This window comes from Streptomyces sp. NPDC001816 (assembly GCF_042892235.1).
In the GTDB taxonomy this organism is placed as follows: Bacteria; Actinomycetota; Actinomycetes; order Streptomycetales; family Streptomycetaceae; genus Streptomyces.
In genome coordinates, this window is record NZ_JBIATY010000001.1 from 1,123,069 (window position 1) to 1,134,911 (window position 11,843).

The 11,843-nt window shown below is 70.9% G+C and carries 10 protein-coding genes, 1 tRNA gene and 3 pseudogenes; 6 read left to right on the forward strand and 8 right to left on the reverse strand.

All coding sequences use genetic code 11. From position 1 onward, the window contains the following. Window positions 1-85: 85 nt before the first annotated feature. Complete coding sequence (locus ACFYZZ_RS05115; RefSeq protein ID WP_389172038.1) at window positions 86-1,129, forward strand: bile acid:sodium symporter family protein; 1,044 nt, start codon at window positions 86-88, stop codon at window positions 1,127-1,129. On the opposite strand, the gene ACFYZZ_RS05120 is transcribed toward ACFYZZ_RS05115, so the two are convergent. Then, window positions 1,070-2,944, reverse strand: a complete 1,875-nt coding sequence (locus tag ACFYZZ_RS05120; protein ID WP_389171687.1) for an exo-alpha-sialidase — start codon at window positions 2,942-2,944, stop codon at window positions 1,070-1,072. The genes ACFYZZ_RS05115 and ACFYZZ_RS05120 overlap by 60 nt on opposite strands. Before the next feature lie 127 nt (window positions 2,945-3,071). After that, window positions 3,072-3,989: a zinc-binding alcohol dehydrogenase family protein gene (locus ACFYZZ_RS05125; RefSeq protein WP_389171690.1), complete on the reverse strand. Its 918-nt coding sequence runs from the start codon at window positions 3,987-3,989 to the stop codon at window positions 3,072-3,074. Between the two features lie 120 nt (window positions 3,990-4,109). Here ACFYZZ_RS05125 and ACFYZZ_RS05130 point away from each other — a divergent pair, with 120 nt between their 5' ends. Beyond that, the gene (locus ACFYZZ_RS05130) at window positions 4,110-4,547 is read left to right on the forward strand and encodes a MarR family winged helix-turn-helix transcriptional regulator (protein ID WP_389171692.1); all 438 of its coding nucleotides are present in this window, start codon (window positions 4,110-4,112) and stop codon (window positions 4,545-4,547) included. A 19-nt stretch (window positions 4,548-4,566) separates the two neighbouring features. After that, complete coding sequence (locus tag ACFYZZ_RS05135) at window positions 4,567-5,094, forward strand: isochorismatase family protein (protein ID WP_389171695.1); 528 nt, start codon at window positions 4,567-4,569, stop codon at window positions 5,092-5,094. A 250-nt stretch (window positions 5,095-5,344) separates the two neighbouring features. Here ACFYZZ_RS05135 and fdhD read toward each other — a convergent pair whose 3' ends face one another. The 3 genes and pseudogenes from fdhD to ACFYZZ_RS05150 all read right to left on the reverse strand — a co-directional run. After that, window positions 5,345-6,193 carry a formate dehydrogenase accessory sulfurtransferase FdhD gene (fdhD, locus tag ACFYZZ_RS05140; RefSeq protein ID WP_389171698.1) on the reverse strand — a complete coding sequence of 283 codons (849 nt, stop codon included), beginning with the start codon at window positions 6,191-6,193 and terminating at the stop codon, window positions 5,345-5,347. Window positions 6,194-6,200: 7 nt separating this feature from the next. Then, a pseudogene (locus ACFYZZ_RS05145) lies at window positions 6,201-6,607 on the reverse strand (4Fe-4S binding protein); the annotation flags it as partial. After that, a pseudogene (locus ACFYZZ_RS05150) lies at window positions 6,576-7,369 on the reverse strand (2-dehydropantoate 2-reductase); the annotation flags it as partial. The pseudogenes ACFYZZ_RS05150 and ACFYZZ_RS05145, both read right to left, overlap by 32 nt. A gap of 303 nt (window positions 7,370-7,672) precedes the next feature. Here ACFYZZ_RS05150 and ACFYZZ_RS05155 point away from each other — a divergent pair. Then, entirely contained in the window at window positions 7,673-8,620 is a 948-nt protein-coding gene (locus ACFYZZ_RS05155; protein WP_389171700.1) for a beta-ketoacyl-ACP synthase III, read from the forward strand. Between the two features lie 142 nt (window positions 8,621-8,762). After that, entirely contained in the window at window positions 8,763-9,440 is a 678-nt protein-coding gene (locus ACFYZZ_RS05160; RefSeq protein WP_389171703.1) for a GntR family transcriptional regulator, read from the forward strand. Window positions 9,441-9,475: 35 nt separating this feature from the next. Here ACFYZZ_RS05160 and ACFYZZ_RS05165 read toward each other — a convergent pair whose 3' ends face one another. The 3 genes and pseudogenes from ACFYZZ_RS05165 to ACFYZZ_RS05175 all read right to left on the reverse strand — a co-directional run. Beyond that, entirely contained in the window at window positions 9,476-9,769 is a 294-nt protein-coding gene (locus tag ACFYZZ_RS05165) for a YciI family protein (protein WP_389172040.1), read from the reverse strand. A 107-nt stretch (window positions 9,770-9,876) separates the two neighbouring features. Continuing rightward, a complete protein-coding gene (locus ACFYZZ_RS05170; RefSeq protein WP_389171706.1) occupies window positions 9,877-11,106 on the reverse strand; it encodes a low temperature requirement protein A in 1,230 nt (409 codons plus the stop codon). Window positions 11,107-11,248: 142 nt separating this feature from the next. Next, window positions 11,249-11,524 (reverse strand): annotated as a pseudogene (locus tag ACFYZZ_RS05175) (MFS transporter); the annotation flags it as partial. Window positions 11,525-11,747: 223 nt separating this feature from the next. On the opposite strand from ACFYZZ_RS05175, the gene ACFYZZ_RS05180 reads away from it, so the two are divergent. Beyond that, window positions 11,748-11,835, forward strand: a tRNA-Leu gene (locus ACFYZZ_RS05180). Window positions 11,836-11,843 lie beyond the last annotated feature (8 nt).

Below are 11,843 nucleotides of genomic sequence, written 5' to 3' on the forward strand. Positions count from 1 at the left end.
ATTCCCGATCGGTGCCGGGGAGAGGACCATGGAGAGGGGCCCTCCGGGCTCCTGCACGTACGTGACGAACTGCAAGTGGAGCACCGTGAAACGCCTGCGCTGGCCGAGCTGGATGCCGATCGACCCGTACATCGTGCTGTTGCTCGGCACGGTGGGCCTCGCGGCGCTCCTCCCGGCCCGGGGTACGGGCGCCGACGTGGCCTCCGGGGCGTCCACGGCCGCGATCGCCTTCCTGTTCTTCCTCTACGGCGTCCGGCTCTCCACCCGTGAGGCGCTGGACGGCCTGAGGCACTGGCGGCTCCACGTCACCGTCCTGGCCTGCACCTTCGTCATCTTCCCGGTGCTCGGCGTCGCCGCCCGCGGCCTGGTGCCGGTGGTGCTGACCCAGCCGCTGTACCAGGGGCTGCTGTTCCTCACCCTGGTGCCGTCCACGATCCAGTCGTCGATCGCGTTCACGTCGATCGCCCGCGGAAACGTGCCTGCCGCCATCTGCGCGGGCTCGTTCTCCTCGCTGGTCGGCATCCTCGTCACCCCGCTGCTGGCGGCCGGGCTGCTGGGCAACGACGGCGGCGGGTTCTCCGCGGACTCCGTGGTGAAGATCGTGCTCCAGCTGCTGGTGCCGTTCCTGGCCGGGCAGGTGCTGCGTCCGTGGATCGGCGGCTTCGTCGCCCGGCACAAGAAGGTCCTCGGCCTGGTCGACCGCGGCTCGATCCTGCTGGTCGTCTACACCGCGTTCAGCGAGGGCATGACCCGGGGCATCTGGCACCGGGTCAGCCCCGTCCGGCTGGCCGCACTGCTCGGCGTCGAGGCCGTCCTGCTGGCCGTCATGCTGGTCCTGACCTGGTACGGCGGCCGGGCGCTCGGCTTCGGCCGGGAGGACCGGATCGCCATCCAGTTCGCCGGGTCGAAGAAGTCCCTCGCCTCCGGACTGCCGATGGCGAGCGTTCTGTTCGGCGCCCACGCCTCCCTGGCCGTGCTGCCGCTGATGCTCTTCCACCAGATGCAGCTGATGGTGTGCGCGGTCATCGCCAAGCGGCGCTCCCACGACCTGGACGAGTCCGCCCTGGGGTCAGGAGTCTCCTCCGCTCACGCGATCGAGGGGCAGCCACAGGACCGTGTCCTTCGGTGACCGCTGGACCTTCGGGTCGGACAGCTCCTCGTCGGTCAGGGCACGGTCCCAGACGTGGACCTCGTCGATCGCTCCGGTGAAGAAAGCCCGGCTGTCCATGCGCTGGCCGAGGTGCACTCCGAAGGGCGAGTTGCGGCTGACCGAACCCGGCACGTCGGCGACGGCGGACTGCGTACCGTCGACGGACAGCGACAGCAGGCCTCCGCCGCGCCTGAGGACGGCGTGGTGCCACTGACCGTCGTTGTACGCGGTGTCCGTGCGTACGAAGGCGGTCTGCGGAGCCGCCGCACCGTTCCGTACGGTGATCAGCCCCTGCACACGGTGGTTCGCCGGCTCGCCGCGCACCCACACCTGCGGCTGGGTGGTGCCGATGCCCCCCATCCAGAGCAGCGGCTGCTCGCCGGTCGTGGCCGCGTACCGGAACCACAGGGAAGCGGTGAAGTCCCCGGAGCCGAGCGGAAGCCCGGGGCGGTACGGCAGGCGCACGGCGTCGTCGGTGCCGTCGAACTCCAGCGCCCCGTCGAACACGCCGTCGGTCTCCTCGGTGTCGCCGAGCACCGTGGCCGGTCGGGCGTGCGGGGCGAGGTCGGCGGTGTGCGGGTCGGGGCCGCGGCGCGGGGCGAGCCAGTCCTCGGTGAAGCGGGCGAAGCGGATCTCGTCGCGCGCGTCGACCGCGCCGCCCTCGTACATCAGGCCCACCGTGTCGTGGTCGACGCGCACCAGGTCGGAGTAGCCGGACCAGTCCGTGGTGACGACCGTGCCGCGGTCCACGCTGTCCCAGGTGCGGCCGCCGTCGTAGGAGGAGCGGATCATCATCGTGCGGCGCCGGTCGGGGTCGGCGGGGCAGGCCAGCAGGATGCGGTCGCCGACGCGCAGCATCGAGCCCTGCACCTGCGGGGTGTAGAGGTCCGGCAGGTCGCGGAAGGGCGCGGCGAAGCTGCCGCCGCCGTCCCGGCTGACGGCCTGCGTGCGGTGGCCGAGGTCGGTGCCGTCCTGCTCCCGGCCGCTGACCAGGACCGAGCCGTCCGTGCGTTCGGCGAGGGTGAGTTCGGAGGGCTTCTGCCGGAAGGTGCCGTCGGCGCCGATCGGCCAGGTGTCGGTGGCGCCGATCCGCCAGTGGCCGCCGTGGTCGTCGCTGACGATCAGCGCGGCGTGGTTGGCGCTGACCCGGCTGCCGTCCCACGTCTCGGTGTTGACGCCGAAGACCAGCCGGCCGGCGTAGCGGCCGTGGGTGAGCTGGATGCCGTGCACGGGACCGGTCGCATACCAGGAGTTCCAGTCGGCGGGCAGGATCTCGGGGCTCAGATCGCGCGGCTCGGACCAGGTCACCCCGTCGTCGTCGCTGTACTGCAGATGCGGGCTGCGGTCGCAGGGCACCGAGCAACTGGCGCCGTCCTTGCGGCCGGTGTTGTACGTCTGAGCGAGCCAGATCCGGCCGGTCTCGCGGTCCACGACCGGCGCCGGGTTGCCGTGGGTGTCGCCCGCGCCCTCGTTGACCACCTGCAGCGGGCCCCAGGTGCGGCCGCCGTCGGTGGAGCGCTTGACCACGAGGTCGATGTCGGCCGCATCCCCGCAGTTGAGGACCCGGCCCTCGGCGAACGCCAGCAGCGTGCCGTCGGTCGTCCGCACGATCGCCGGTATCCGGAAGCAGGCGTAGCCGGGGTCCTGCGACGCCTTGAAGAGGACCTGCTGCTCGAACTCGGGGGGATCGGCGGCGGGTTGGGCGTGTGCCGGGTGCGGCAGTACAAGCAGAGCGGCCGCCGTGAGGGCGGCGGCCAGGCAGTTTCTCAGCCGGGTGCGGATTCCTGACGGCATGGCGCGACCTGCCCTTCATGCGTCGAGACATGTGGACATCCGGACATCCGACGTCCAACATGCGCGTATCAGACGGTAGTTGGGGCCTCCGGTGCCTCACAAGAAGCGTGCAGCTACTTCAGCGGGCTCACGGGCGCAGCACCACCTTGCCGAGGTTGCTCCGCGACTCGATCGCCTCGTGCGCCTTCGCCGCGTCCTCCAGAGCGAACTCGCCGTGCACGGCGGGCTTCAGGACGCCGTCGGCGAACAGCTGCCACAGCTCCTGCCGCCACTTCTCGTACAGCTCCGGCCGGCCGCGGGCGATCAGCGCCATCTGGAAGCCGATCACCGACTTGGCACCGACCAGCAGGTCGTACGCCTGGATCGTGCCGCCGCCCGAGCTGTAGGCGACCAACCGGCCGTGCGGGGCGAGTGCGGCGAGCGCGGGGGTGAGCAGATCACCGCCGACCGCGTCCAGGACACAGTCGACCGGCTCGCCCCAGCTGTCGTCGGCGTACCGGACACAGTCGTCCGCGCCCAGCGAGCGGACGAAGTCCGCCTTGGCCGGATCGGACACGGCGCCCACCACCCGGCCCGCGCCCCGTGCGCGCGCCAGCTGCACCGCGAGCTGCCCGGCCCCGCTGGCCGCGGCCGTGACCAGGACCGCCTCTCCCCGGACGAGGCGCGCGGACTCCAGCGCGCCGAGCGCCACCAGTCCGCCGCGCACCAGCGCGACCGCGTCGACGCAGGTGGCGCCGTCGGGTACGGGGGAGGCCATGGCCTCGTGCAGCAGGGCGAAGTCGGCGTACCCGTGGCCGAAGCACAGCCCGGTGACCCGCTCGCCCGGGCGGAAACGGGTCACGCCCTCGCCCACGGCCACCACCTCACCGGCGATCTCGCCGCCCAGCGGGATCGGTTCGGCGGCCTCGGTGACCTTGCGGACGACGGGCAGGGTGACACCGACCGCCTCGCAGCGCACCAGTAGTTCCCCGGGGCCGGGCTCGGGGACGGGTGCCTCCTCCAGGAACAGGGGGCCGCCGGTGGACTCGTACCGGACGCGGCGCATCGCAACCTCCAGGAGCGGGGTGGTCGTTGGGTCGTTGGGAACACCCATGAATTCGTTGGGAGGCCCAACGGTAGCGGGGGATCGTTGGGAAGTCCAATGATTCTTCGGTAGGGTGCACATATGGCCGAAGCACCCCTCCCCGCGATCCGCGCCCTGCCCAGCTGGCTCCTCGGCCGGGCCGCCGCCCGCGGCCGCTCCCTGGTCGCCGACGCGCTCGCGGCCGAGGGCATGAAGATGTGGCACCACGTGGTGCTCTCCGCCGTCCGTGACCTCGCCCCCGTCGCCCAGGCCGACCTCGGCCGCGGCGTGGGCCTCGACCCCAAGGACCTGGTCGGCGTCCTCAACGACCTGCAGTCCGCCGGCCTCGTCGTGCGCGCCCCCGACCCCAAGGACCGGCGCAAGAACGCCGTGTCCCTCACCGGCGACGGCGCCCGCCTGCTCACCCGCTGCGAGAAGGCCGCCCGCGAGGCCAACGACGAACTGCTCGCCCCGCTGTCGACGGCAGAACGCGATCAGTTCATGGGCCTGTTGATCCGGATTTCCGGCACGGACGGCTGATGACGGCTAACGTTCCGTCATGACCGCAGCTCCCGTGCTCGATCCGCAGCGCACCGCCCTCGTCCTCGTCGATCTGATGGACCGCATCGTCGCGCTGCCCCTGGAACCCCGCAAAGGCACCGAAGTGCTCGCCACCGCCGAGGAGTTGGCGGCCGCCTTCCGCGCCGCCGGCGCACTCGTCGTCCTGATCAGGGTCGAACGCCCCGCCGTCGCCGAACAGCCGCCCGGCAGCGGGCTGGCGGCGGGGCTGGCCAGGGACGGCGACCTGGAGATCGTCAAGCGCACCATCGGCGGCTTCCAGGGCACGGGCCTGGACGAGCGGCTGCGCGAACGCGGCATCCGCACCCTGCTGTTCGGCGGCATCGCCACCAACCTCGGTGTCGAGTCCACCGCCCGCGCCGCCGCCGACCTCGGCTACGACCTCGTCTTCGTCGAGGACGCCATGGCCGCGTTCACGGCAGCTGAGCACGAGGCGTCGGTCCGGCTGGACTTCCCGAGGCTGGGCACGGTGACGAGAGCTCGGGAGCTGAGCTTCACCAACGGCTGACCCCTGCCAACGGCAAGGGCCCACCAACTCCCGCTGTGCCGACGCGTCGGCCGCGAAGAGAACCGTAGGGGGCGCGCCGGTGTCGAGACGGCGAACGCGCGGAGGCGCGAAGCGCTGAGCACGATCGCCGTCTCGACACCGGCTGAGGCGCCCCCGGAGGTGAACGGAGCCAAAGGACACAGCGGGACCCCGAAGGCGCAGGGGGCGCTCCCCGCCGGTCGGGGCCCCGCCGCCGTGCCGCGGGGACCGGTCAGCCCTGGGCGGCCGCGGCACGCAGGGCGACGCGGTCCGCACCCGCGTACACGTTCATCGAGCCGCCCCGCAGGAAACCCACCAGGGTCAGGCCCGTCTCGGCGGCCAGGTCCACCGCCAGCGAGGAGGGCGCCGACACCGCCGCCAGCACCGGGATCCCCCCCATCACCGCCTTCTGCGCCAGTTCGAACGAGGCCCGGCCGGAGACCAGCAGAATCGTCCGGGACAGCGGCAGACCGTCGTTCTGCAGCGCCCGCCCGACCAGCTTGTCGACCGCGTTGTGCCGGCCCACGTCCTCCCGTATGTCCAGCAGCTCCCCGTCCTCGGTGAACAGGGCGGCCGCGTGCAGCCCCCCGGTCCGGTCGAACACCCGCTGGGCCGCCCGCAGCCGGTCGGGGAGGCTCGCCAGCAGTTCGGGGGTGACCCGGACCGGGGGAGTGTCGGCGATCGGCCAGCGCGCGGTGGTGCGTACGGCGTCCAGGCTGGCCTTGCCGCACAACCCGCACGAGGACGAGGTGTAGACGTTCCGTTCCAGGGTGAAGTCGGGCAGGACGACGTCCGGGGCGGTCCGCACGTCGACCACGTTGTACGTGTTCGAACCGTCCACCGTCGCCCCGGCGCAGTACACGATGTTCTGCAGATCGGACGCGGTGGCCAGCACACCCTCGCTCACCAGGAACCCCGCCGCCAGCGCGAAGTCGTCACCCGGCGTGCGCATGGTGATCGCGAGCGGCTTGCCGTTCAGCCGGATCTCCAGGGGTTCCTCGGCGACGAGCGTATCCGGCCGGGTCGAGACAACCCCGTCCCGGATGCGGAGGACCTTGCGTCGTTCCGTGACTCGTCCCATGTCCTGATCAGCCCCGGTTCTGTACGTGCTGGTAGCCGAAACGGCCCTTGATGCAGAGATTGCCGTGGTCACCGGACTGTCGCGCGGTGAGGTGACCTTCACGATCTCATTGTCCTGCACATGGAGCGTGAGGTTGCAGCCCACTCCGCAGTACGCGCACACCGTGGTCGTCTCCGACTGCTTCGACTCGTCCCAGGTACCCGCCGCCCGCATGTCGAACTCCGACCTGAACGACAGCGCCCCCGTCGGGCACACCTCGATGCAGTTCCCGCAGTACACACAGGCCGAGTCGGTCAGCGGCGCCTCGTGCTCGACGGCGATCCGGGCGTCGAAGCGGTCCGGCTTCGCCTCGTACTCCTTGATCCACTCGGCGGCCCGCGGAGTGGTCGACAAGTCGACCGAGGAGGCGAGCAGCCCCGACCCGGCAGCCCAGCGCCTCGGCCACGGCCAGGGTCTCGCGCATCATCGTCTCGATGACCTGGCGGGTGCCGCCGTGCAGGCACATCTGCCCCATCGTGGCGCGGGCCAGCGCGCTGATCGGGTTGAAGGAGATGTTGCCGAGCAGCTTGACCCAGATGTCGCCGCGCAGGTCCTGCTCCACCGGGCACTTCAGGCTGCCGGCCTGTATCGCCTCGCTGAAGTCCAGGCAGCGTGCCGAGATGCTGCGGTCGGGCTCGTCGACGGAGAACCGGGTGCCCTCCAAGTGCCGTACGACGCCCGGCGACTGGAGTTCGGTCGCGGCGTGGCCGACGCAGCCGACGGCCCGTTCGGGCGCGAGGACGGCGCTGACGGCGCCGCCCGGGTCGACGCTCTCGACGCGGTGGCCGTCGTAGGGGCCGCCGTGCCGGTGGAAGTACCACCACGGGATGCCGTTCTGGGCGGCCACCACCGCCGTGCGCTCGTGCAGCAGCGGAGTGTCAGCGGCCCGCACACCGCGTACGCGTTGGCCTTCAGGCCCAGGAGGACGAAGTCGGCCGGGCCGACCTCCGCCGGGTCGTCGGTGGCGTGGGAGTGCGCGGTGAAGTCGCCGCGCGGGCTGAGCACCCGTACTCCGTACTGCCTCGTGGCCGCGAGATGCGGTCCACGGGCGATGAGGTGCACGTCGGCGCCCGCGCGGTGGAGCGCGGCACCGACGTAGGCGCCGATCGCACCGGCGCCGAGGACTGCGACTTTCACGGGAGCACTCCGTTCGGTTTGAGGGATACCGCGGAGGTGGGGGGACAAGGATCCGGAGCCTGACGGACTGTCGGGGACTTGGGGAGAGGATGAGGAAACGACGACTGAATCCTGTCGACGAAATATTGTCTACAGTATGGAGGAGATTGCGGCAAGGGTTCGGGCGACGGCCTGGAGCGTTTCCGCTGAGGGAAGCCGACAACTGGCGCGCCCGATTCCTGTGGCTTCACCTGCCGTCGTACTCGTGAGTCACTGATCAGACTGGTGGATCCCGCTACCCAAGGCAACGAGGGGAACCCCCACATGCACGGCTCGCGCATCGCCGCCATCGGTCACTATCAGCCCGCGAAGGTACTCACCAACGAGGACCTCGCGGGCATGGTCGACACCAGTGACGAGTGGATCCGCAGCCGGGTGGGCATCCGGACCCGGCACATCGCGGGCCCGGACGAGCCGGTCGACGAACTCGCCGCGCACGCCGCCGCCAAGGCCCTGGCCGCAGCCGGGCTCACGGCCCAGGACATCGACCTGGTGCTGGTGGCCACGTCCACCGCGATCGACCGCTCCCCGAACACCGCCGCCCGGGTGGCCGCCCGGCTCGGTATCCCGCAGCCGGCCGCGATGGACGTCAACGTCGTCTGCGCCGGCTTCACCCACGCGCTGGCCACCGCCGACCACACGGTACGAGCGGGCGCCGCGACCCGGGCGCTGGTGATCGGCGCCGACAAGATGTCCGAGATCACCGACTGGAGCGACCGCACCACCTGCGTCCTGGTCGGCGACGGGGCCGGGGCGGCCGTGGTCGAGGCGTGCGCGCCGGGTCAGGAGCCGGGGATCGGGCCGGTGCTGTGGGGATCGGTGCCGGAGATGGGCAACGCGGTGCGGATCGAGGGCACGCCGCCGCGGTTCGCGCAGGAGGGGCAGAGTGTCTACCGCTGGGCCACCACCCAGCTGCCGCCCATCGCCCGGCGCGCCTGCGAGAAGGCCGGCGTCGCACCCGCCGATCTCGCCGCGGTCGTGCTGCACCAGGCCAATCTGCGCATCATCGAGCCGCTCGCGGAGAAGCTCGGCGCCGTCAACGCCGTGGTCGCGCGCGACGTCACCGAATCGGGTAACACGTCCGCGGCCAGCATCCCGCTCGCCCTGTCCAAGCTGCTGGAGCAGGGCGCCGTCCGCAGCGGCGACCCGGCCCTGCTGTTCGGCTTCGGCGGCAACCTGTCGTACGCGGGGCAGGTCGTACGGTGCCCGTGACGCCGCCCGCGGGGGCGCACGGGGTGGTGTGACGCGCCCAACTGCCACTTCGTCTGGCTTTTGTGCACCGTAGACTGTAGACGAAAGACAATCCATAGTGGGCAGTCCACCGTGTACTGGAAACAGCCTGGAGGGGACCCCGATGTTGTCGACCGGACTGCCGCAGGGAGCCGTACCCAAGCTGGAACGGCCCGGCCCGTTGCGCGACCGTGTCTACGAGGCACTGCTGGAGCTGATCACCACGCGCACGCTGCGGCCCGGCCAGCACCTCGTGGAGAGCGAACTCGCCGGACACCTGGGCGTCTCCCGCCAGCCGGTCCGCGAGGCGCTGCAGCGGCTCAACACCGAAGGCTGGGTCGACCTGCGTCCCGCACAGGGCGCGTTCGTCCACTCGCCCACCCAGGAAGAGGCCGACCAACTCCTGACGGTCCGCACCCTCCTGGAGGCGGAGGCGGCCCGACTGGCCGCCCAGAACGCCGACAAGCCGGGCATCGACGCCCTGGAGGAGATGTGCGCCGAGGGTGAGAAGGCGGTCGCGGCCGAGGACGTGGACCGCGCGGTCGCCCTCAACGCGGCCTTCCACGCCAAGGTGATGGAACTGGCGGGCAACACGGTCCTCGCCGAACTGGCCGGGCAGGTCGACCGCCGGGTCCGCTGGTACTACACCCCGGTGGCCCGACAGCGCGGAAAGCAGTCCTGGACCGAACACCGCGAGCTGATAACAGCGATCACCGCCCGCGACGAACAGCGCGCCACCCACCTGATGCGCGAACACACGGAACACACCCGCCGCTCGTACCACGAACAGAACGCGTCCTGAGCGCAGTCGGCGTCGCGTGCGAGAATGAGCGCTGCTCAGTCCTTGGACTTGAGCTCCTCCAGGCCGGCTGCCACCAGCAGCGGCGTGAACTCCACCACGTGATGCTCCGCAACGCCGTTGACCAGGTACGGGTCGGTGGCCAGTAGCCGATCGATCTCCTCGGCCTGCATCCCAGGGGCGACATAGACACCGCCGACCCACTGCGGCCGACGGCCGGCCATGAGGAGCAACCGCCGCGCGATGAGGTCATTCAGCCACTCACCGTGGGCCGGTCTCCACCGATTCACCTCGTCGAGCGGTGCTGTGTAGGTCACGGTGACAACGAACATCCTCGGACCATAGTGGAGCTTCGTGCCGCACGACGACCGGATTCTGCGGTCGGGGAGACAAACCGCGCGATCCGAACTCGTCCATGACCAGGCGATGCGGACACGGCCTAGGCGTCCGCCGGTTGCGCGGCTCCGGGAGTTGGCGTGCTCCGGCGTGACTCCACCGCCAGCATCCCCGTCAACACCGCTACCAGGAGCAGCAGTCCGGCATAGGCCGGGAGGTGGGTGGCCGGTAGGGAGGTCAGTAGGGCGAGGGGGGACGCGGTGGCGCGGTAGCGGATCGGGTGGAGGTTCAGGGTGGCGCGGAAGGCCGCGTCGCCGGCCAGGAACAGGGCCACGCCGCCCGCCAGGGCCAGTGCCGGGCCCCAGTGCGGGTGTTCGGTGAGGTGGCCGAGGGTCTTCTTGACGCCGGCCGCGAGGAAGGCGATGCCCAGCAGCATGGGCAGGAAGGCGTAGTAGTACGCGTTCATCGCCAGCCGCCACCGCTGCGGTGCCGGTGTCGCGCGGAACGCCGCTTCCGCGCCCTCCTCGTCGCGTACGAAGTACGTCCACCACAGCGCGACGGCGAGCGCCAGCGCCAGGAACGCGCCGCCGAACAGGCCCGGCGTGAGCGGCAGATCGCCGATGCCGACGCCGATGGAGATCACGGACTCGCCGAAGGCGATGATCAGCAGCAGCCCGTGCCGCTCCACGAAGTGTGCCGGGTCGAGGGTGCCCAGTTGCACCCGGAGCGTCGCCGCGCTGCGTCCGTCCCTGCGGCCCGGCCCGTGCTCGGCGACGAACGGGGTCACGAACTGCAGGGCGATCGCCAGCAGCCAGAGACCGTCCGCCGTGAGGCCGTCGCTGCCGCCCGCAGCCGTCACGGAGAGGGCGGCCAGCGCGTTCGGGACGCCGTACCAGATGGAGTCCCAGCCGTGGCTGCGTGTGTACAGCGCCGTGTGCACGATCACCACCAGCAGGAAGCCCAGTCCGAAGACCACGCCGGTGTCGTCGAAGACCCGGGGGATCGCCAGCGCGCAGATCAGGAACGCGCCCATGCCCAGCATCAGCAGCAGGCGCCGCGACGGGCGGTCGGGCGGCACCTGGTTGGTGAGGTAGGCGTAGGCGCCGTACATCCAGAACAGCACGACCAGGATCAGCGCCACGCGGGCGGCCGTGGCGAACGACAGGTCGTGTGCCAGCAGCACGGTGAGCTGGGTCAGTGTGAAGACGAAGACCAGGTCGAAGAAGAGTTCCAGGCTGGTGACCCGGTGTCCTGGTTCCTCGGTGCCTCCGGGCGCGGGCGTGGTGTCCGTGTCCGTGTCCGTGCCTGTGCCTGTGTCCGTGTCCGTGTTCATGGTGCGGTGTTCCCCCTCCGATGATCGGTGAGCAGATCGTAGAGGGGGAACACCGGGTGAGCGGGGAGGAGTTAGCCGTCAGGAGGCTGCTGCCGAGACTGTCGTGCCGCCGGTCCCGCCCGGCTGCCGGAGCAGCAGCCCGGCCGGAGAGGAGGGCGAAGAACAGGAACAGCCACTCGCTCTTGATGTCACCGGCCCAGATCACGCCGAACAGGGCGAGGCTCAGGATCACGACCACGAAGACCAGGGTGGACTTGCGGCCGTAACGGTCGGAGAGCCAGCCCACGGTGGGACGGCCGAAGCCGTTGATGACGGCCATGACACCCATCGAGGGGGCCGCCACCAGTGGCCCGAAGCCCAGGTCCTTGGCGTAGTCGACCTGGAAGGAGATCCCGAAGATCGAGACGCCCGCGGTCACGGCTGCCCGGAACTTCCCCGACTATCAGCTCATGCCCTGACCACCGCGTTCATCCGCTCCGTGTGCGCGCACTCACTCCGCGTACATCCCGTCGGCCGGGGCGCACACTCGCGCCCCGGCCACCGCTCACCGCACGGATACGCAGGTGAAACGCGCTCCGAAACCTTGGTATTGTTGTCCATGTCGCCGCGGGGAACAGCCCCCGCAAGGCGGCAGACACCTAGTCCGGGTGGCGGAATGGCAGACGCGCTAGCTTGAGGTGCTAGTGCCCTTTATCGGGCGTGGGGGTTCAAGTCCCCCCTCGGACACCAGCTGAGAC